The following is an 18,815-nucleotide window of genomic DNA, read 5'->3' on the forward strand; positions in this document are numbered from 1 at the left end:
CTGTCCCGTGTCAAGGAAGTGGCAGGGTTTCGCCCTCGGGAAAGTTGGGTGTGCCGGGGTCGGCCAGGCCCAGGTGCACGTCCCGGGGCCGGTTCCAGGAGAGTGCTTCGTGGGGCCGGACGGTGTTGAACTCGGCGCGGAAGTCCTCTCCGTGCTCGACCAGGTCGTGGATGTCGTCGATCTGCTCCCTGTAAAGCCGCTCGTACTTCAGCGACTGGAACGCCCGCTCGCGCACCCCGTTCTGCCCAGGAGTCCTGACCCGGGTGCGGACATGGTCCAGCTCTGGGGTGTTCTCGATCAGGGCCGCGAAGGTGGCTGAGCGGAACGGGCCACCGTTGTCGGTCACCAACGTGATGGGCACGACCTCCCCGGTGACGGGGTCGGTGAGGTACTCCAGCAGGTCCAGCCCCTCAGGCAGCATCGAGGCCGCCTCCGCCAGCGCGAGCTCGACCGCGGCGACCGCGTCGTGCTTGTTCGCGGTCGGTGACCAGTGCCACCCGAACTCGTACTTGGACCAGTAGTCCGCGATCCCCGCGACTCGCCAGGTCCCGCCCTTGGCGGTCTCGTACTCGGAGAAGTCGAACTGCCAGACCATGTTCGGACCCGTCGGGGTCTTGGCGAACGCGGCCTTGCGCTGCTGGGCCAGGTCACGACGTTCCCGCTGGTAGTCCGCCTTCAGCAACAACCCGGCGTCGTCCAGGATTCGCGCCGTGGTCGACATCGACACCCGGTGGCCGCCGTGGCGGGCCATGGCCCAGATCTTGCGGTGGCCCCACGCGGCGTGCTTGGCCGCCAGGCCAGCGATCACCTCCCGGGATGCCTCGCGGGCCGGCTGCGGCCAGGGCCCCTTGGCGGGGCGCCCGGCGCGGGCGTGGGCCTGCCAGCGACGGTAGGTCCGTTCGGGGATGCCGACCAGTGCGCAGAACCTCGTGGTCGGCATCCCCGCCTCGGTACGGATTACCTCGAGGTCCTCGAAGGGCCCAGGCGGCCCTCAGCGCTCTTCTTCCACACCCGCGCCTCAAGATGGGCCTCACCCAATGCGGTGGTCAGCTCGGCGATCTCCGCCTCCAGCTGCTCCTCCCGGGTCGAGGGACCGGTCCGGCCCGAGGCCAGCGCGGTTCGTCCCGCCTCCAGGAACTCAGCCTTCCAGCGGCCGATCGACTGCTCGGAGACCTTCTCCTTGCGCGCCGCTTCGGCGATGCTCATCTCGCCTGCCAGGACACTCAGCACGATCCTGGTCTTCTTCTCCGCCGGGATCACAGGTGGTCGACCCATAGGCCATCTCCTCCTCGGTCACGCCGATCATGCCCTCATAACCGGTCTGCCAAGAAGTTTGAGACGCGACATGTCTAGCCAGTCACCGCCACCGCCCAGGGAGCTCCATTGAAGACCAAGAGGGAAGAGTTGGACATCATCACCGCCTATAACGAGCTCGGGACCTTCCGAGCGGCCGCCGACGTGTAGTAGCTACCTCATGGCCGGCCTCCTCGCGCGCGTGCCGAGGGGCGGGGCAGGACGGGAGCTCGGTGGCACCGAAGGGAGGGGCTCTACGCCCTTCACGGGCGGAGCGATGGCGGCTACGATAGGAGCCACGTCAGCACCCACTTTGCTGTCGTCCGACCCCCGGAGGTTGCCGCCTCGCGGGGGTCATTCATGGCCGCAGCCGACCCAGTTATGCCCCAGTTATGCCCACTCGGGACAACGAAAACCGGCCCTGACTGCGTTTCCGCAGGTCAGGGCCGGTATCCTAGTGGTCGGGGTGACAGGATTTGAACCTGCGACCTCTTCGTCCCGAACGAAGCGCGCTACCAAGCTGCGCCACACCCCGTGGCCACGATCCGACACGGCAGAACCGTCTCGGACAGCATCGGCAAGGATAGCCCACGTGGTGGGGTGGGACTAAATCCGTTCTGCGTCAGGCCAGCGGCACCAGGGTGAGCAGCGTCGCCTCCGGTCGGCAGGAGAACCGGAAGGGCGTATACGGATTGCCGCCGAGCCCCGCCGACACGTGCAGCCAGGCCGCGTCCGGAGGCGCGTGCGACGAGGGGGTCGAGCCAGCGCCCGGCCACCACCGCGACAACCCGGCCACCCGCCCGGTGTCCAGATCGCAGTTCGTGACGAGTGCGCCATACCCGGGGATCTGGAGCTGCCCGCCGTGGGTGTGGCCGGCGAAGAGCAGCTGAGCGCCGTCACGCGTCATCGCGTCGAGGATGCGCTGGTAGGGCGCGTGCGCCACCCCGATGGTGAGGGTGGCCGAGGGGTCGGCCGGTGCGGATACGGAGTCGTAGTCGTCCTCCTCGATGTGCGGGTCGTCGACGCCGACGAACTCCAGGTCGAGCCCGTTGATCTCGAGCCGTGCCCGCCGGTTGTTGAGGTTGGTCCAGCCGCGCTCGCTGAAGCCGCGAACCAACTCGTGGGTGGGCAGCCGACGCGGGTCGTCCTGGTCCTGGCCCTCCTCCTCATCCTCGTCTGCGCGGAGGTCCTTGGTGTGGCTGTCGTTGAGGTACCGCAGCGGATTCTTGGCGCGAGGGGCGAAGTAGTCGTTCGAGCCCATGACGAAGACCCCGGGGAGATCGAGCAGCCCGTCGAAGGTGTCGAGCGCTGCGGGGATGGCAGCATGGTCGGCCAGGTTGTCCCCAGTGTTGACGACCAGGTCCGGTGCGAGATCGGCGAGCCCGGCCACCCAGTTCCGCTTGCGATGCTGGCGCGGGACGAGGTGCAGGTCGGAGACATGGAGCACCCGCACGGTTGGACTGCCAGCGGGCAGGCAGGGGACCTCAACGCGACGGAGCGCGAACCACCGCGGTTCGATCCAGGTCGCGTATGCCGCAGCTCCCCCAGCAAGGGCAGCGCCGGTTCCCAGGGTGCGCAGGAGGGGAGACGTCATCCCTCGATCCTCGCAGGTTCGGGTGGGTTGTCCACATGGTCGGGTGGGGGTGGTGGGTTGTCCACAGATGGGTGCGTGGGGGTGGGGTGTGTCGGTGGTGGCGCTTAGGATGTATGTACGAAGACGAGAGCGCCGGGAGGGGTGGCGAGGATGAGCACGATCACCGACGAAGTCCGCACCTGGGCCACGACCCTGATCGGTGCCGACCTGACTGGGTTGTCGGATGATGACCGGCTCGAGCTTCTGCGGTCTTTGGAGGATTTGTCCCGGTCGGTGGCGGGGGTGGGTGCTCGGGTGCAGGTGGCGTTCGCGGATTCGCAGTGGGATGCGCAGAAGGAGGCGGGGGTGCCGGTGCGGCGGCGGGCCCAAGCGGTGGCTGATGATCTGGCGACCGCGCGCAAGACCTCGCCGTACTGGGGGTCGCGGGATCTGACCACCGCGAAGGCTCTGGTGGCCGAGTTGCCTAAGACGTTGGCGGCGTTGGAGTCGGGGGTGATCAACGGGTACCAGGCCAGGATCATTTCTGAGGCGACCACGACGCTGGACCCGCAGGATCGGGCGCAGGTCGATACCCGTCTGGCGCCGGAGCTGGCAGGGATGTCCACCCGGGAGATCAGTGCTGCGGTGGCGGCGTTGGTGTATGAGCTGGACCCTGCAGGGTTCGTCAACCGGGCCCGGAAGGCCGCGCAAGACCGGGGGGTCTCGATCCGCCCGACCCCGGATGTGATGTCGTTGTTGAGCGCCAGGTTGCCGGCGCCGATGGGGATCGCTGCCTATAACGCTCTCCAGCAGCACGCGGTCACCGCGAGAGCTAGTGGGGATCCGCGCACGGTGAACCAGCTGATGGCTGATGAGGTGTTCGCCCGGTTGACCGGGCGCACGATCGTGGACGGGATCGATGTCGAGATCGGGCTCGTGATGAGCGACACGGCCCTGTTCGCCGGAGACAGCGACCCGGCTGACCTGATCGGGTACGGACCCATCCCCGCACCCCTGGCCCGCGACCTCCTACGCCCCCACGACCTCCAAGCACCCGACCAGCCCGACCAGGAGCCCGCCGAGCCCGGCCAAGCACCCGACCAGCCCGGCCAGGAGCCCGCCGAGCCGGGCGAGGACGCCGCACCGCCGCCGCCACGAGCGGCCGCGGGCGAGGCAGCCGGGGTCTGTCCGGACGGGGCCCGCTGCACCAGCTTCGACTGTGCCCTGCTCCACGGTCACCTCCCGACCAACACGCCATCACCCCTACCCGAGCCCGGCCCCGAGCCGGAGCCCCAACCGAAGTCGAAGTCGGACCTTGGCCCTGAGCACGAGCCGCCCGGGGGTTCTGGGTCGGGTGGTTCGGGTGGGGCCTCGGTGGTGAAGGTGGCGCGGGCGTGGGTGCGGCGGTTGTACACCGACCCGGTGACCGGGACGTTGGTCTGTCGGGATCCGCGCAAACGGTTCTTCACCGGGGCTGCGCGGGCGTTCATCATCGCCCGGGACCGGACCTGTCGCACCCCGTGGTGCGGTGCCCCGATCCGCGACATCGATCACCTGATCCCGCACTCCGAGGGCGGGACCAGCACCGTGCAGGACGGGCAAGGGCTGTGCCAACGGTGCAACCTGGCCCGCCACCGCGACCGGCAGAACACCCCCCAGGCCAGCGACTACCGCGGCCCCGGGGTACTGCTCGACACCCACCTCGGCCGACCACCACACACCGCCCAAACCCCTCACCGGACCGTCGAGAACCCAGATCACAGCGTCACGAGCTCAGACCAGTGCGCCAAGAGCTCAGATCACAGCGGGCATCGACCCACCGCCCGCAGCGACACCAGCCGCCGCAGCACCCACCACAGCAGCGACAGCGACGACGAACCAGCCAGCGCCTGAGCCCCCAGACGCCCCGGACCACCACGCCGGGGCGGCACCAGCACGCCCGCTGCGGACAAAAACCCGATGCGACGGGTGAGAGACTGACGGCATGACCAATGCCCAGCAGACCGGCCTGAAGGCCACCCTCCAGCACGACCTCACCGAGGCCATGCGCTCCCGGGACAAGGTGCGCGCGGGTTCGCTTCGGATGGCGCTGACCGCGATCGCCAACGAAGAGGTCGCGGGCAAGGAACACCGTGAGCTCTCCGAGGGCGAGGTCCTCAAGGTGGTCGCCAAGGAGGCCAAGAAGCGCCGTGAGGCGGCCGAGGCCTACACCGACGCCGGTCGCGCCGAGCTCGCTGAGCAGGAGGAGGCAGAGCTGGCGGTGCTCGAGGGTTATCTCCCTGCTCAGCTCGACGACGCTGAGCTGGCCACTATGGCCCAGGAGACCGTTGACGAGCTCGGCGTCGAAGGCATGGCGGCGATGGGCCAGGTGATGAAGGCCATCACGCCCAAGGTCGCCGGCCGTGCAGAGGGCGGCCGGGTGGCCGCTGCCGTGCGGTCCGCGCTTCAATCCTGACCCGACCCCGGCGCACCTGGCCGGCTGAACTCAGGCTCGATCCGAGTTCAGTCGATCCCCTGGGCTCGGGGACTCGACCTCAGCTCAGCCCTCGTCTCCCTCGTCGTCCCCGGGCGGGGCCGGCACCGACGGAGCCGGCGGGCTCGGGGCCGGTGACGGGCTCGGGCTCGGTGACGGGCTCGGGCTCGGGCTCGGCGACGGTGACGGGCTCGGCGACGGACTCGGACTCGGTGACGGGCTCGGCTGAGCCGGCGAGGGCGAGTTCTGCCGGGGAGGAGTCGTCGGCCGCGGGGCCTGCGGCGCCGGAGCGGAACGCCCGGTCGACACCTGAAGCACCACCGGGGTCTCGGTCCGGATCGAGGAGCCGACACCCGGAGTCGTGTAGACGACCGTGCCCTCGGGCTGGCCGGAGGGCACCCGCTGAATGCTGCCGGTCAGGCCCGCGTCACGCAGTGCCTCCTGCGCGTCGGTCTCGCTCATCCCGATCACGCTGGGGATGGTGACCCGCTTGCCGTTCATGATCTCCTCGGACGGGGTCTCCCAGTCCTCCATCGGCTCATCGGCCAGCGCCCAGTCCATGAATTTCTTCCAGGTCGGCGCAGCCAAGGAGGACCCGAAGAGCGGACCCTCGATCTGGGTGTCTCCGATGGTGATGTCCACCAGGTCACCGCTGTAGGGCTGGGAGTTGCCGATCCGGCCACCGACGAAGACGGCAGTGGACAACTGCGGGGTGAAGCCCGCGAACCAGGTGTGGGTCGAGTTGTCGTTCGTTCCGGTCTTGCCACCGGCGGGGCGGTCACCCTCGAGCTCAGCGCGCCAACCGGAGCCGTTGATGTCGATGACGCCCTTGAGCAGCTCGACGGCGCCGAGGGCGACCTCCTCGTCGATGACCCGCTCGCAACCAGGCAGGTCCAGCGGGATCTCGTTGCCGTCAGCGTCCTCGATCTTGGTCACCGGCACCGGCTCGCAGTAGATGCCGCCGGAGGCGAAGGTGGCGTAGGACGCGGCGACCGTCAGCGGCGAGCCGTAGTCCGAGCCCAGCACGATCGAGGGCGGGAAGGAGTCCGGCTCGGAGCCGTCGCCCTGGTGCATCCCCATCTTTTCCATCGTGTCGCGGATGTCACAGGTGCCGACCTGGGAGGCCAGGGTGGCGAAGGCGGTGTTGACCGACAGCGCGGAGGCCACGCGCAGCGAGATCTCCGGGTCGTGGTTCTCGTCCTGGGCGTTCCGGACGGTCCAGTAGTCCTCACCGATGGTGCAGCCCTCCTGGAAGTCCTCCTGCTTGAAGACACCGACGGGGTGGGTCTGCTCGGTGATCGGCTGCGGGTCATCCGGGTTGTCGAGCCAGACGCCAGAGGGGTCGGCGATACCCGGGTCCTCGATCTTCAGGTCGGCCTCGACCGGGATGCCCTTCTCCAAGGCCTCCACGAGCGTGTATGCCTTGGCGATCGAGCCGATCTGCATGCCACCCGGTCCGCCATAGCGGGTGTCGACATTCCAGTTGACGGCCGTGGAGCGGATCCGGTCGCTGGACTCCTCGTAGGAGTAGCGGCTCGACTGGTGGAAGGCGAGGACGTGTCCCGTGCCGGGCTCGACGACCGAGGCGGCCGAGCCGATGTGGTACTGGTTGTCCGGGGTGGCCTCACGCAGGATCTTGCGCAGTTCGCTCGACATGTCCATGTCCAGCGTCGTGTGCACGGTCAGGCCGCGGGTGTTCAAGGCCTCCAGGCGCGCCTCGGGGGTGTCGCCCAACTCGGGGCGCTGCAGCAGCCACGCGGTCACGTAGTCGCAGAAGTAGGGGTTGCGCGAGTTCAGGCAGGACCGCTGGCTGTCGGTCAGGTTGCCGTCGATGAGCTCGGCGACGGTCGGCTCCTTGGCCTCCTCGTACTCCTGCTCGGTGATCATGTCGAGGGCGTACATCTTCTGCAGCACCACATTGCGCCGCTGGGTGGCCAGCTCGGCGTTCGCGACCGGGTTGGTCGTGCTCGGCGCGCGCACGACGCCGGCCAGGGTCGCGGCCTGCGAGATGGACAGGTCCTTGGCCTTGACGTTGAAGTAGTGGCGGGCGGCGGCCTCCACGCCGTAGACCCGGTCGCCGTAGTACGCCAGGTTCAGGTAGCCGACCAGGATCTCGTCCTTGGTGAGCCGTTCCTCGAGGGTCACGGCGTACTTGAGCTCACGCAGCTTGCGGATGTAGCCGGCGGTGCCGGTCCGGGCCTGGGCGGCTGCGGCCGCCTCGGTGTCGCGGTTGCGCAGCGCCTCCTGCTGCAGCGCCAGCTTGATGTACTGCTGGGTCAGCGTCGATCCACCCTGGGTGCTGTCGCTCGTGGTGTTGGTGACCACGGCGCGCGCCAGCGCCTCGATGTCCATGCCACCGTGCTGGAAAAAGCGCTCGTCCTCGATCGCGACCTGCGCGTCTTTCATGTACTGCGAGATATCCTCGCTGTCCACGATGATCCGGTTCTCCTCGGCCGGCGTGGCGAGGACGGCGCCGTTGGCGGCCAGAATCCGGGACTGCTGCGCGAGCGGGTTCTGCTCCAGGTCACCGGGGAGCCGGTCGAACATGCCCACGCCCTCGCGGGCGGCGAAGCCCGCGGCCCCCACGACGGGCGCGACCAGACCGGCTGCGATGATGCCCATGAGCATCGACACGGCGAGGAAGACCCCGAGGAGCGAGGTCATCCGAGCAGCAGTCAAGGCAGAGCGCATAGCCCCACGGTACGGGAGTTTCCTGAGGATTCCGTGGTATCACGGACGCGCCAGGGCCTCAATCTCCTCGATCAGCACCTCGTACGCCGCCGCGGTCGGGTCGATCAGGGCGAAGTGACCGACGCCCGCGAGCTCCCGCATCCGGTCCCGCCCTGGCCTGGCACACGCGCGCCACCACGACCGGGAGACCTCGATCGGCACCCACTCGTCCGCGTCGCCGTGCACCACCCCCATCCCGTATGGCGTTTCCCCCCTCCGCGCAGGATCCGCCGCCTCCCAGCGGGCTGGCTGGGTGTCGGGAGCAGCACCCATCAGCAGTTCTGCGGCCCCGTCATCCAGCCCCAGCTCGGCCACGAGGTGCAGATCGAGGCAGCCCGCGAGGCTGACCGCTCCGCGGACGCCGACAGCCTCGGGGCGGTGCAGCAGCCAGGCCGCGAGATGCCCACCGGCCGAGTGGCCGACCAGCACGACGGGAGTGTCGCCCCTACCGAGGTCCGCATTCTCCGTCCGGACCGCAGCCAACCCCTCCGCCACATCCTCGAAGGTCCCCGGCCAGCCACCCCCCGCCATCCCGGCGCGGACGTACTCCAGGAGAGCGACGGCATACCCGGACTCGGACAGGGCCTTGGCGAGCGGGCGCAGGTGGGTGCGGTCCCACTCGGCCCGCCAGAAGCCACCGTGGATCAGCACCACCCAGGCCCGCGCCGAGATCGGATCGCCGAAGACCTCGTGCACCTGGTGCGGCAACGGTCCACGCCGCACGACGCGCCCCGGCGGGAGCTCAGGGTGATCCAGGATCGAACGGTCCGACATGGGGCCAGTATCGCCGGGCCAGTATCGTCGGGCCCATGACTCAGCAGCAGTGGGAGTACGCCACCGTCCCCCTCATCATCCACGCGACCAAGCAGATCCTCGACCAGTGGGGCGAGGACGGCTGGGAGCTGGTCCAGGTCGTGCCCGGCCCGGATGGCACCGGCCTGGTCGCCTACCTCAAGCGCCCGAAGGCCTGAGATGACGACCGCCCAGTCCGCCGTCGAGCAACGCCTCGCCGAGCTCGGCCACAGCGTCCCCGAGGTGGCCGCCCCGGTCGCCTCCTACGTCCCGGCCCTGCAGCACGGTGACCTCGTCTTCACCTCCGGCCAGTTGCCCTTCGTCGACGGCCAGCTCCCGGCGGTCGGCAAGGTTGGCGAGGGCGAGGGTCTGGTCTCCCCGGAGGAGGCGGCGAGCCTGGCCGAGTTGTGCGCGCTCAACGCGATCGCCGCGGTGAAGTCGGTCATCGGGGACCTGGACCGGGTGGTCCGGGTCGTCAAGGTCGTCGGTTTCGTCGCCTCGGACCCGGCCTTCACCGGTCAGCCCGGCGTGATCAACGGCGCGTCCAACCTGCTCGGCGCGGCCTTCGGTGACGCCGGCGTGCACGCGCGCTCGGCCGTGGGCGTCGCGGTGCTGCCGCTGGACACCCCGGTCGAGGTCGAGATCACCGTCGCGGTCGAGTAGGACCACGGGCCGCCAGCCGTGAGCGACTACCGCGACTTCCCGATGCCGGCCCTGGTGGCGGAGCAGTCGCGCGCCTGGCTGGACACGCCCGAGGCCGAACGCACCGAGTCCACCCCCAAGCCGTCCTCGACCGTCATGCTCCTGCGCGAGGCGGCCGACGGCGTCGAGGTCTTCGTCATCAGGCGCGCCTCGACGATGCCGTTCGCGCCGGGGATGGTCGCCTTCCCCGGCGGTGGGGTCGACCCGCGTGACGCCGACCCGGACCTCCCGTGGAGCGGTCCGAGCCCGCAGGAGTGGGCCGCCCGCCTCGACACCGACGAGGACCGCGCGCGCGAGCTGGTGATCGCCGCTGCGCGTGAGGTCTTCGAGGAGTGCGGGGTGCTGCTCGCCGGGGATCCCGAGACCTCCGGCCACGTGATCACCGACCTCACCGACCCGTCCTGGGAGGCCGAGCGGTCCGGACTGCTGGACCGCTCGCAGAGCTTCGCCGAGATGCTGACCCGGCTCGGCCTGGTGCTGCGCACCGAGTTGCTCGCGTTGCGCGGGCACTGGACGACGCCGGTCTGTGAGCCGCGCCGCTATGACACCCGGTTCTTCGCCGCCAGGATGCCGTCCGGGCAGGTCGCCGACGCGATGACGAGTGAGTCCGAGCGGGTGGCCTGGGCGCGGCCCACCGAGGTGTTGGCGGCCTTCGCGCAGGGGCGGGAGGTGCTCCTGCCGCCGACCGAGGTGATGCTGGAGGAGCTTGCCGAGATCGCGCCCGGCGCCGAAGCGCTGGACGCCTGGCTGTCCGAGCCGGTCCCGGTCACCCGGGTGCTCCCGTGGCCGGTCGAGCATTCCGGCGCCGTGTGGATGAGGATGCCCGTATGACGTCTCCCACCTCCGCGCACCCGTCCTGGGAGGGCGGCGCCTGGGGCGAGCGCGCGGTGTGCGTGCTCTGCCCCAACCCCTCCCCGATGACCCTGGACGGCACCAACACCTGGGTGCTGGCCGAGCCGGGCAGCGATGAGGTCGTGGTGGTCGATCCGGGCCCGCTGGACGAGGGCCACCTGCAGGCGGTGCTGGACCACGTGGCGCAGCGGGGTGCCCGGGTCGCGCTGACCCTGCTCACCCACAGCCACCTCGACCATGCCGAGGCTGCTGAGCGGTGGGCCGAGCTCACCGGCGCCCCGGTGCGTGGGGCCGGCCGGGGCGAGGTCCTGGCCGACGGTGAGGTGCTGCGGGTGGGCGGCCTGGAGCTGGTCGTGGTGGCCACGCCCGGCCATACCGCAGACTCAGTCTCCTTCCTGCTCCCGGCCGAGCGGCTGCTGCTCACCGGCGACACGATCCTGGGGCGAGGGACCACGGTGGTGGCGTACCCGGATGGGGACCTCACGTCATACCTGGACTCCATGGAGCGGCTCGCTGAGCTGAGCCGCGAGGACAAGGTGAGCGCCCTCGCACCTGGCCACGGGCCCGTCGTCGAGGACGCGGCGGCGACCATCGAGCACTACCTGACCCACCGGCACGAGCGGCTCGACCAGGTGCGGGCCGCGCTGGCGGAGCTGGGCGACCTGGGCGAACTGGACGACCTGGACGGCCTCAACGAGATGGACGGTGGGGCGGGTGCCGGAGACGGCAAGGATCTGGCCGACCGCGTCGTGGAGCGGGTCTACGCGGACGTGCCGCGCGCGGTCTGGCCGGCGGCGCGCCAGAGCGTGCTGGCGCAACTGGACTACCTCGGCGAGGTCTGAGCCCGATCAGCGGGCGCGGCGACGCAACCGGTGCACGTCGAGCAGGGTGACCGACTTGGCCCCCAGCAGCAGCCACCCACGGTGCGCGAAGTCGGCGAGCGCTTTGTTGACCGTCTCCCGGCTGGCGCCGACCAGCTGCGCGAGCTCCTCCTGGGTGAGGTCATGGGCCACGAGCAGGCCGATGTCGGTGCGGCGACCGAAACGGTCGGAGAGGTCGAGGAGCGCCTTGGCCACGCGGCCCGGCACGTCGGTGAAGACCAGGTCGGACAGGCCTTCGTTGGTGCGGCGCAACCGGTGGGCCAGGCCCGCCAGCATCTGCATCGCGACCTCGGGGTGGTCGGCGAGATAGGCGCGTAGGGCCTCGTTGCCGAGCGAGATGAACTCGGTGTTCGACACCACATAGGCGGTGGTGAGGCGCGGGCCGGGGTCGAAGAGGCTGAGCTCGCCGAACATCTCGCCGGGGCCGAGCACCGAGAGCAGGTTCTCGCGGCCGTCGCCGGAGGTGCGGGCGAGCTTGACCTTGCCGGAGAGGACGACGTAGAGACTGTCGCCGGGATCACCCTCACGGAAGACGACCTCGCCCCGGGCGAGCCGGTGCGGGGTCATGGACTCCATGAGGCGCTCGGCGTCCCCCTCGGCGAGCGCGGAGAACAGCGGTGCCTTCATCACGACGGTCCGGTCCACGTGGACATAGTGGCACGTCGCGGGCGTGCGGGGGCGGCTAGGTGTGTCGCGGGTCACGTCTACGCTGGAGTGGTGAGCACGCAGACCCCGACCGGTGAGACCCCGTTGGCCCTGACCCGGCGGGCCCGTCGGATGGGGCGGATCTTGGAGCAGCGCTATCCCGACGCGCACTGTGAGCTGGACTTTCAGAACCCCTTCCAGCTACTCGTCGCGACCGTGATGTCAGCCCAGACGACGGATGTGCGGGTCAACGGCGTGACGCCCATCCTGTTCGCGCGCTATCCCGACGCCCGGGCGCTCGCGGGGGCCGATCGCACCGAGGTGGAGACGATCATCCAGCCGACGGGCTTCTTCCGGGCCAAGACCGACAGCCTGCTCAAGCTCGCCGCGGCGCTGGTGGAGAACTTTGACGGCCAGGTGCCCGGGCGGCTCAAGGATCTGGTGACGCTGCCGGGGGTGGGGCGTAAGACCGCGAATGTGGTGCTGGGCAACGCTTTTGGGGTGCCGGGGATCACGGTCGACACCCACTTCGGACGGCTGGTGCGCAGGTTCGGGTGGACCGATGAGGAGGACCCGGTCAAGGTCGAGCACGCCGTCGGAGCGCTCTTCCCGCGCAAGGACTGGACGCAGCTGTCCCACGTGCTGATCTTCCATGGCCGGCGCACCTGTCACGCCCGACGCCCGGCCTGTGGCGCCTGCCCGGTCGCGCGCCTGTGCCCGTCCTACGGGGTGGGCGAGACCGACCCCGACAAGGCGCAGGCCCTGCTGCGGACGGCGCCGCGTGGCTGAGGGTGAGCCACGCTCTGTGGCGTCCGGTGAGTCACGCTCTGTGGCGCGGACGCAGGAGGCGGGAGTTGCGGCATACGGGCCTCCGGGGTGGTTGACCGACCTGGTTGAGCGGATCCCCAGCATCCCGGGGGAGCGGTTCAGCCGGTTCCTGCCGCCACCGGAGGGCGGGCGGCGGCAGTCAGCGGTGCTCGTGCTCTTCCTGCCTGGCGCGAGTGGCGCAGCCGGCACGGGCGGCGCGCCCCACCCGCAGAACGCACGCGCCGACGCCGGGGCCAACTCGCACCTCGATGCTCGCGTCGTCATCACCGAACGCGCCCACGACATGCGCTCGCACGCTGGCCAGCCGGCCTTCCCCGGCGGCGGCACGGAGGAGGGTGACGTGGACGCCGCCGCGACCGCGCTGCGGGAGGCGTGGGAGGAGATCGACCTGGACCCGGCCGGCGTGGACGTGCTCGGGCCGCTGCCCACCCTGCACATCCCGGTCAGCGGCTACGACGTGACGCCGGTGCTCGGCTGGTGGCGTGAGCCCGCGCCCCACCAGCTGTGGGCGAAGGATCCGCGCGAGGTCGAGCGCGTCGTCTTGCCGGAGGTGAGCTGGCTCGTGGACCCGGCCCACCGCTTCCAGGTGCGCCACCCCAGCGGCTTCATCGGACCGGCGTGGGATGTCGACGGACTGCTCGTCTGGGGCTTCACCGCCGGCGTGCTCGACCGCGTGCTCGAACTCGCCGGGCTCACCCGACCGTGGGACAAGGGCCGGGTGCGGGAGATCTCCTGAGGCTGCGGAGCCGCGGGACTCAACCCGGGCCGCTCAGTCTCCGCCGCTCAGGGTTCAGCCCTGCTTGTCAGCGGTCTCCAGCGCGGCCACCGGGCGAGCGGCCTCGCCACCCTTGAACTTGGCCGGAGCCGTCCTCAGCGCCTCGACCGTCTCCTGGGCGTGCTCGATCGCCGCCTCCGGCTTGGGGTTGACCTGCTTGACCTGCTTGCGCCCGATGAGCGCCAGGATCCCGGCGACCAGGAAGAGGACGCCGGCCATGATCAGGATGCCGGCCCACCAGGGCAGCCAGATCGCGATGACCGCGGCGAGGCCGAGGAAGAGCAGGCCCAGGCCGTAGAGCGCCACTACGGCAGCGCCCACGAGCATCCCGGCGCCCTTTCCGGCGTGCTGCGCGGAGGCCATGAGCTCGGTCTTGGCGAGTTCCATCTCGCCGCGCACGATCTGCGAAAGGTCGGTGGAGACGTCGCTGACCAACTGGCCGATGGTGCGCTCACTGGTGTGGGTCACAAGGGTCTGCTTGCCAGGTTCGACGGGAGTGCTCATGTCCCGGATGGTATCTCGGGCAGGGGGGCGACGCAGGTCGGCTCGGTCCCCGAGCGGCGCCCGCGGGTGCTGAAGGAGGCCTGAAGAAATAAGTGTGGGCCCGCCCGACACCCCCTGTATGCGTCGGGCGGGCCCAGTCGACTCCGGTCCCGTGACAGCCGGTGGGGCGGCCCGTGGCCGCCGCCTCGTCGATGTGGCCAAGCATGCCAGGTTTGCTCCGCCAAAAGAAGTCGGGACAGGTCACGAGTTGTTAAAGAACACGGGGCTCTCAACACCTGCCGCGGTGACATCTACAGTGGCCGGGTGAGCGCCGCCACGACCGATGCCCTGATGCGCCTGGAGCAGCTTCCGGGAGTGGCCGACGCGGTGGCCGAGGCGCGGGACGCCTGTACCTCGCTGCGGTGGCACGAGGGGCTGCGGCGGCGGATCCCCGAGGCCGCCGCCGAGTCCCGGGTGCGGGGCGCCGCGGCGAGTGCGTTGCTCGAGGGCGCGGAACCCGCGGGGTCCCAGCACAGCGTGGACCTGGTGCGCGATCTGGTGCGCGGCGCCCGCACCTTCGCTGAGCGTCCCGAGGATCCCGTATGGCGTGTGCTCGCCGGCGCCGTCCGGGTCACCTCGGCCACGGAGCGGCTGGGGGCGACCCACCTGGGCGCCCCTGGCCAGGTGCTGGCTGGCCTGCACGCTGCGGCGGTCGGCGACCTGCTGCCCCCTGCTCGAGTGGGCCGTCCGCGCGGGCCGGGTGAGGACTGCCCGGAGTGGGCAGAGTTGGGGGATTTGCCCACGCCGGCGGAGGTGCGCTCCCGACTGGCGATGGTGCACGAACTGATCTCCTCGGTGCCGTCCGGGACGGGGCCGGTGCTGCTCGTGGCTGCCGTCGTCCATGCCGAGCTGGTGACGGTGCGTCCCTTCGGGTTGGGCAACGCGCTGGTGGCGCGGGCTGTGGAGCGCACGATCCTGCGGGTGGGAGGTCTGGATCCGACGGGGGTGGCGGTGCCTGAGGTTGGCCATGCCGACCGTGCGGGGACCGACTATCGCGGGGCGCTGGGCGCGTATGCGTGCGGTGATCCGGAGGGTGTCCGGCTGTGGTTGCTGCATGTCGCCGAGGCGGTTCGGCGCGCGGCTGCCGAAGGGGTCAGGGTCGCCGATGCGGTGCGCGCGGGGCGCCTCGGCTGAGGCGAGCCCCAGGGCGAGCGGGCGCTGTTAAGTGAGCGTTCACAAAAGTTCTGTCAGGCACTTGCATCTGGCGCGCGCGGGGTGCATACTGATGAGTACAGCGCTCCTCGCAAGAGTCGTAGCGCGGGTGTTCAGGGCTATCCCCCCCTAGCCTTGGGCACCGACGGCCCCGGCTTCCCCCCCGCCGGGGCCGTCCCCTTTCCCGGAACTTTTTCTGCCACGGTCGTGCAGCCGAACACGGTCGCCGCGCGGTTGTCCTCGTGATGTGGTCCCGTGCGCCCGCCGGTCATCCACATGGTCGTCGCCCGTGCCTCGAGCATCCACAGCGCAGCGTGATCCGCTTGTTTCCCTCAGAGCAGGTTTGGAGGGTGGCTGGCATGACTGGGGACACCGATGCTCATCTCGCCTCCCTGCAGGCTGCCCTTGGCCCGGTCGCGCCGCTGCTGCGTCACCCGGAGGTCACCGACGTCCTGATCAATGGCGATGACGGTGTGTGGGTGGACCGGGGCCAGGGGGTGGAGCCGGCCGGGGTGCCGCTGAGCGACGAACGCACGGTTCGTCGATTGGCCGTCCGGCTGGCTGCGCTGTCCGGAGCTCGTCTCGACGACGCCTCGCCCTGGGTCGACGGGCTCCTGCCCGGGGGTGTCCGGCTGCATGCCGTGCTGCCGCCGCTGGTCGGCGGCGGCGCGCACATCAGCTTGCGGCTTCGGCGCACCCAGGCACCGTCGTTGGGTGAGCTGCGTCGGTGGGGCGCGCTCGATGAGGTGGCTGATCGGGTCGTGCGGGCGGTGGTGGCTACGCGCAGATCGTTCCTGGTGACCGGTGGCACCGGTTCGGGGAAGACGACCCTGTTGGCCGCGATGCTGGCGGAAGTCGCTGCCCTCGAGCGCATGGTGGTCGTCGAGGACGTCCGTGAGCTGATGGTGGCGCATCCCCACGTGGTCTATCTCCAGGGCCGCACCAACAATGTCGAGGGACGGGGCGAGGTGACGCTGACCACCCTGGTCCGGCAGTCCTTGCGGATGCGACCGGACCGTGTCGTGGTGGGGGAGGTGCGCGGTGCCGAGGTCCGCGAACTGCTGAGCGCTCTCAACACCGGGCACGAGGGCGGCTGCGGGACCGTCCACGCCAACGCGGCCAGCGAGGTGGTCAGCCGGATGGAGGCGCTGGGTGCGCTCGCGTCGATGTCGCCCGCAGCCGTGCACGCCCAACTCTGCAGCGCGGTCCAGGTCGTGCTGCACGTGGCCCGGGTGCAGGACGGGCGGCGGAGGCTGACCGAGGTGGCGCTGGTGCGACGGAGCTCATCGGGGGAGGCGGTTACCGTGACTGGACTCCGGCGTGAGTCAGGACGGTGGGTGGCTGGCCCGGGCTGGCCGGACCTTGCGAGGCAGCTGTCGATCGACACCGACATGCCGGTGGAGTCTGGTGGGCAGTCGCGTCAGGCAACGACGGGCGGCAGCCCGTGAGCTCTGACGTGGATGGGCTCGGAGTCGCACGTCGGGGACGCAGCTCGGACACACCGGGGGACCGTGCCGACGATGCGGCGCCCGGTCAAGCCGACCCGCTGACCCAGGTGCTGGCCAAGGCCTGGGAGCGGATCCAGAGCCTGATGGGTGAGAAGGAGGAGACGGACCCGTGGGAGGTGCACCTCCTGGACGCCCTCGCGGCGGGGCTGGAAGCAGGCCTGCCCACCGACCGCGCGCTCCGGGTGGCGCTCGAATCCTCGATCGGGGCGGACGAGGATCTGCGGCCGGCGTGGTCCGACTTGCTCCGTGCTGTCGACCTGGGGCAGCCGCTCGGCCCGGCCTGGGCACGCCTGGCGCGCCGTGAGCGCAGTTCGACCCTCGCCGCCCTCGCTCGCGCCTGGGCCGTCGCGTCGGCCAGTGGGGCACCGCTGGCCAGTGCCGTCCGGGCCGGGGCGGCCTCCGCGCGGGAGCGCCACCGCGTCCTGAGATCCGTCCAGGTCGCCGTGGCCGGGGCGCGGGCCTCTGCCATGGTGCTGACCTTGCTCCCCGTGGCCGGTGTGGGCCTGGCTGCGGTGCTGGGCATCATGCCCACCGAGCTCTACTCCACGCCGATCGCGCTGGCCTCCGCAGGCTTCGGTTTGTTCCTGCTGGCCGGTGGCTATCTCGTCGTGGATCGCATGGTGGCAGCGGTCCGGCGACGGGCGGCCTGACCGTGCTTGCCCTGCTCCTCAGCCTGGCCGCGGCGGCCTGCGTGTTCGTCGGGACCGCGTCGCGCCGCGAGCGATGGACCCCGAAAGCGCCGTCGCGCAGGACCAGATCACCGGCCGAGGCGCCCGCCCCTGGGCAGGGTGAACTGATCCCACAGGCCCTGGAACTCATGGCGCTCGCCCTGGCCGGCGGATGCTCCCTCGGGGCGGCCGCGAGACTGGTGGCAGACCAGCTGCCTGTCGACTACGGCGAAGAACTCGCCGCCGTGGCTCACGCCCTGACCCGGGGAGAAGACCCGGGTCAGGCTTGGGCTGCTGCCGGACCCAGGTGGTCGGTGGCCCGGCGCTGCCTCGATCTGGCCGCGCGAGCCGGTGTGGCCCCGGGCGAGGCCCTCGTCCGCGCCGCTCAGGACCTGCGGCGCGATGCGGTGGCCGAGGTGGAGGTGGCCGCCGCCAGGTTGGGAGTGCGGCTGGTGCTGCCGCTCGGCCTAGGCTACCTGCCCGCCTTCGTGCTGATCACGATCGTTCCGGTCGTCCTGGCGCTGACTCAGGACCTGGCCTGGTGAGGATCGTCGCTTCGGACCTTCACGCACGGCACGTTCACACGCCGCACTTTCACGCACCGCTCCTGCACATGCAGGGTGGCAGCGGAGATGCGCCTCTCGACCGGTCACGTCGTCCACATCATCGCTGCGTCACCGCCACTGTCCACAGATCCCACCTCGGCTCTGGCAGGTCTCTGCGCGGACGCCGAGGCTGGTCGCAGGTCGTCGCCTCGTCCGAGGCGAGGCCAACCCATGAGGAGGGGAACATGAAGAAGAAGATGATCCGCACGAAGCTGGCCGTGTCCCTGGCACACCTGCGGGAGGCGCGCGAGGCGGGCATGTCCACCGCGGAGTATGCCGTCGGCACCATCGCAGCCTGTGCCTTCGCGGCGCTGCTGCTCGCAGTGATCAAGTCCGGTGCCGTCGAGGGTCTGGTCACGACGGTCATCACGGCCGCGCTCTCGGTGTCGCTGTGAGTCGGCGCGGGCCGAGGGGCACGGAGGCAGGCATGGCGACGGCCGAGCTCGCGCTAGCGCTGCCCGCCGTGATCCTCGTGCTCGCGCTCGCCCTGACGGGGCTGACCTTGGGGATCGACCAGGTGCGGTGCGAGGACGCGGCGCGCGTGGCAGCGCGCGCCGCGTCCCGCGGCGAGCCGAGCGAGACTGTCGTGGCGCTGGCCACCTCGCGTGCACCGGAGGGTTCTGAGGTAGTGATGACCGGGATCTCGGGATCGGTCTTCGTCGAGGTCCGAGCGCCGGCGCGCAACCGGCATCTGAGGTTCCTGCCCGCCGCCACGGCCACCGCCGAAGCCGTGCTGGAGCCTGGAGCGCACCGGTGAGACCGGGGGGCGTGGTCGCGAGGAGTGCTCACGCAGGT

The 18,815-nt window shown here is 70.6% G+C and carries 21 protein-coding genes and 1 tRNA gene; 14 read left to right on the forward strand and 8 right to left on the reverse strand.

Annotation, left to right across the window (positions count from 1 at the left end; all coding sequences use genetic code 11):
* Positions 1-10 precede the first annotated feature (10 nt).
* From ACQBAT_RS01890 to ACQBAT_RS01905, 4 genes are all read right to left on the reverse strand, one after another.
* The gene (locus ACQBAT_RS01890) at positions 11-940 is read right to left on the reverse strand and encodes a transposase (RefSeq protein ID WP_427000080.1); all 930 of its coding nucleotides are present in this window, start codon (positions 938-940) and stop codon (positions 11-13) included.
* A gap of 17 nt (positions 941-957) precedes the next feature.
* Positions 958-1,275: a helix-turn-helix domain-containing protein gene (locus tag ACQBAT_RS01895; RefSeq protein WP_075813249.1), complete on the reverse strand. Its 318-nt coding sequence runs from the start codon at positions 1,273-1,275 to the stop codon at positions 958-960.
* Between the two features lie 476 nt (positions 1,276-1,751).
* Positions 1,752-1,828: transfer RNA gene (locus ACQBAT_RS01900), tRNA-Pro, on the reverse strand.
* A gap of 87 nt (positions 1,829-1,915) precedes the next feature.
* Positions 1,916-2,887, reverse strand: a complete 972-nt coding sequence (locus tag ACQBAT_RS01905; RefSeq protein ID WP_420748836.1) for a metallophosphoesterase — start codon at positions 2,885-2,887, stop codon at positions 1,916-1,918.
* A 150-nt stretch (positions 2,888-3,037) separates the two neighbouring features.
* On the opposite strand from ACQBAT_RS01905, the gene ACQBAT_RS01910 reads away from it, so the two are divergent.
* Positions 3,038-4,759, forward strand: coding sequence for a DUF222 domain-containing protein (locus tag ACQBAT_RS01910; RefSeq protein WP_427197738.1), 1,722 nt, complete (start codon positions 3,038-3,040; stop codon positions 4,757-4,759).
* 91 nt (positions 4,760-4,850) lie between these two features.
* A complete protein-coding gene (locus ACQBAT_RS01915; protein WP_420747300.1) occupies positions 4,851-5,321 on the forward strand; it encodes a GatB/YqeY domain-containing protein in 471 nt (156 codons plus the stop codon).
* Between the two features lie 84 nt (positions 5,322-5,405).
* Here ACQBAT_RS01915 and ACQBAT_RS01920 read toward each other — a convergent pair whose 3' ends face one another.
* Together ACQBAT_RS01920 and ACQBAT_RS01925 are read right to left on the reverse strand one after the other, a co-directional pair.
* A complete protein-coding gene (locus tag ACQBAT_RS01920) occupies positions 5,406-8,030 on the reverse strand; it encodes a transglycosylase domain-containing protein (protein WP_420747299.1) in 2,625 nt (874 codons plus the stop codon).
* 39 nt (positions 8,031-8,069) lie between these two features.
* Entirely contained in the window at positions 8,070-8,843 is a 774-nt protein-coding gene (locus ACQBAT_RS01925) for an alpha/beta hydrolase family protein (protein ID WP_420747298.1), read from the reverse strand.
* 35 nt (positions 8,844-8,878) lie between these two features.
* Between ACQBAT_RS01925 and ACQBAT_RS01930 the strand changes: the two genes are divergently transcribed.
* From ACQBAT_RS01930 to ACQBAT_RS01945, 4 genes are read left to right on the forward strand one after another with little or no spacing between them, the layout of a single operon-like run.
* A complete protein-coding gene (locus ACQBAT_RS01930) occupies positions 8,879-9,040 on the forward strand; it encodes a DUF4177 domain-containing protein (RefSeq protein WP_420747297.1) in 162 nt (53 codons plus the stop codon).
* A gap of 1 nt (position 9,041) precedes the next feature.
* Entirely contained in the window at positions 9,042-9,524 is a 483-nt protein-coding gene (locus tag ACQBAT_RS01935; RefSeq protein ID WP_420747296.1) for a RidA family protein, read from the forward strand.
* Positions 9,525-9,542: 18 nt separating this feature from the next.
* Positions 9,543-10,394, forward strand: a complete 852-nt coding sequence (locus ACQBAT_RS01940; RefSeq protein ID WP_420747295.1) for an NUDIX hydrolase — start codon at positions 9,543-9,545, stop codon at positions 10,392-10,394.
* Positions 10,391-11,257, forward strand: coding sequence for an MBL fold metallo-hydrolase (locus ACQBAT_RS01945; protein WP_420747294.1), 867 nt, complete (start codon positions 10,391-10,393; stop codon positions 11,255-11,257). Before ACQBAT_RS01940 ends, ACQBAT_RS01945 begins: the two co-directional genes overlap by 4 nt.
* Before the next feature lie 6 nt (positions 11,258-11,263).
* On the opposite strand, the gene ACQBAT_RS01950 is transcribed toward ACQBAT_RS01945, so the two are convergent.
* A complete protein-coding gene (locus ACQBAT_RS01950; protein ID WP_420747293.1) occupies positions 11,264-11,941 on the reverse strand; it encodes a Crp/Fnr family transcriptional regulator in 678 nt (225 codons plus the stop codon).
* Positions 11,942-12,073: 132 nt separating this feature from the next.
* On the opposite strand from ACQBAT_RS01950, the gene nth reads away from it, so the two are divergent.
* Positions 12,074-12,730, forward strand: a complete 657-nt coding sequence (nth, locus tag ACQBAT_RS01955; protein ID WP_420747308.1) for an endonuclease III — start codon at positions 12,074-12,076, stop codon at positions 12,728-12,730.
* A 40-nt stretch (positions 12,731-12,770) separates the two neighbouring features.
* Entirely contained in the window at positions 12,771-13,505 is a 735-nt protein-coding gene (locus ACQBAT_RS01960; RefSeq protein WP_420747292.1) for an NUDIX hydrolase, read from the forward strand.
* 54 nt (positions 13,506-13,559) lie between these two features.
* Here the strand turns inward: ACQBAT_RS01960 and ACQBAT_RS01965 are convergent, their stop codons facing one another.
* Positions 13,560-14,048 (reverse strand): phage holin family protein, encoded by a 489-nt coding sequence (locus ACQBAT_RS01965; protein ID WP_420747291.1) that lies wholly within the window; start codon positions 14,046-14,048, stop codon positions 13,560-13,562.
* Between the two features lie 303 nt (positions 14,049-14,351).
* Between ACQBAT_RS01965 and ACQBAT_RS01970 the strand changes: the two genes are divergently transcribed.
* From ACQBAT_RS01970 to ACQBAT_RS01995, 6 genes are all read left to right on the forward strand, one after another.
* On the forward strand, positions 14,352-15,221 hold the full coding sequence (locus tag ACQBAT_RS01970; protein ID WP_420747290.1) for a hypothetical protein: 870 nt from the start codon (positions 14,352-14,354) through the stop codon (positions 15,219-15,221).
* A 377-nt stretch (positions 15,222-15,598) separates the two neighbouring features.
* Complete coding sequence (locus tag ACQBAT_RS01975; RefSeq protein ID WP_420747289.1) at positions 15,599-16,687, forward strand: TadA family conjugal transfer-associated ATPase; 1,089 nt, start codon at positions 15,599-15,601, stop codon at positions 16,685-16,687.
* A complete protein-coding gene (locus tag ACQBAT_RS01980) occupies positions 16,684-17,397 on the forward strand; it encodes a type II secretion system F family protein (protein ID WP_420747288.1) in 714 nt (237 codons plus the stop codon). The genes ACQBAT_RS01975 and ACQBAT_RS01980 overlap by 4 nt, the downstream gene beginning before the upstream one ends.
* Before the next feature lie 167 nt (positions 17,398-17,564).
* Positions 17,565-17,960 carry a type II secretion system F family protein gene (locus ACQBAT_RS01985; RefSeq protein WP_420747287.1) on the forward strand — a complete coding sequence of 132 codons (396 nt, stop codon included), beginning with the start codon at positions 17,565-17,567 and terminating at the stop codon, positions 17,958-17,960.
* Between the two features lie 245 nt (positions 17,961-18,205).
* Positions 18,206-18,415: a DUF4244 domain-containing protein gene (locus ACQBAT_RS01990; protein WP_420747286.1), complete on the forward strand. Its 210-nt coding sequence runs from the start codon at positions 18,206-18,208 to the stop codon at positions 18,413-18,415.
* 32 nt (positions 18,416-18,447) lie between these two features.
* Entirely contained in the window at positions 18,448-18,777 is a 330-nt protein-coding gene (locus ACQBAT_RS01995; protein ID WP_420747285.1) for a TadE family type IV pilus minor pilin, read from the forward strand.
* Positions 18,778-18,815 lie beyond the last annotated feature (38 nt).

Origin of the sequence: Ornithinimicrobium pulveris, from assembly GCF_050261105.1 — a bacterium.
GTDB lineage: Bacteria > Actinomycetota > Actinomycetes > Actinomycetales > Dermatophilaceae > Ornithinicoccus.

Bases quoted from the DNA above. Each gene is read 5' to 3' on its own strand.
- ACQBAT_RS01975 (WP_420747289.1), top strand. From the start codon at position 15,599: ATGACTGGGGACACCGATGCTCATCTCGCCTCCCTGCAGGCTGCCCTT.
- ACQBAT_RS01910 (WP_427197738.1), top strand. From the start codon at position 3,038: ATGAGCACGATCACCGACGAAGTCCGCACCTGGGCCACGACCCTGATC.
- ACQBAT_RS01945 (WP_420747294.1), top strand. From the start codon at position 10,391: ATGACGTCTCCCACCTCCGCGCACCCGTCCTGGGAGGGCGGCGCCTGG.
- ACQBAT_RS01895 (WP_075813249.1), bottom strand. From the start codon at position 1,275: ATGGGTCGACCACCTGTGATCCCGGCGGAGAAGAAGACCAGGATCGTG.
- ACQBAT_RS01995 (WP_420747285.1), top strand. From the start codon at position 18,448: ATGGCGACGGCCGAGCTCGCGCTAGCGCTGCCCGCCGTGATCCTCGTG.
- ACQBAT_RS01915 (WP_420747300.1), top strand. From the start codon at position 4,851: ATGACCAATGCCCAGCAGACCGGCCTGAAGGCCACCCTCCAGCACGAC.
- ACQBAT_RS01930 (WP_420747297.1), top strand. From the start codon at position 8,879: ATGACTCAGCAGCAGTGGGAGTACGCCACCGTCCCCCTCATCATCCAC.
- ACQBAT_RS01905 (WP_420748836.1), bottom strand. From the start codon at position 2,887: ATGACGTCTCCCCTCCTGCGCACCCTGGGAACCGGCGCTGCCCTTGCT.
- ACQBAT_RS01965 (WP_420747291.1), bottom strand. From the start codon at position 14,048: ATGAGCACTCCCGTCGAACCTGGCAAGCAGACCCTTGTGACCCACACC.
- nth (WP_420747308.1), top strand. From the start codon at position 12,074: ATGGGGCGGATCTTGGAGCAGCGCTATCCCGACGCGCACTGTGAGCTG.
- ACQBAT_RS01925 (WP_420747298.1), bottom strand. From the start codon at position 8,843: ATGTCGGACCGTTCGATCCTGGATCACCCTGAGCTCCCGCCGGGGCGC.
- ACQBAT_RS01920 (WP_420747299.1), bottom strand. From the start codon at position 8,030: ATGCGCTCTGCCTTGACTGCTGCTCGGATGACCTCGCTCCTCGGGGTC.
- ACQBAT_RS01985 (WP_420747287.1), top strand. From the start codon at position 17,565: ATGGCGCTCGCCCTGGCCGGCGGATGCTCCCTCGGGGCGGCCGCGAGA.
- ACQBAT_RS01990 (WP_420747286.1), top strand. From the start codon at position 18,206: ATGAAGAAGAAGATGATCCGCACGAAGCTGGCCGTGTCCCTGGCACAC.
- ACQBAT_RS01890 (WP_427000080.1), bottom strand. From the start codon at position 940: ATGCCGACCACGAGGTTCTGCGCACTGGTCGGCATCCCCGAACGGACC.
- ACQBAT_RS01935 (WP_420747296.1), top strand. From the start codon at position 9,042: ATGACGACCGCCCAGTCCGCCGTCGAGCAACGCCTCGCCGAGCTCGGC.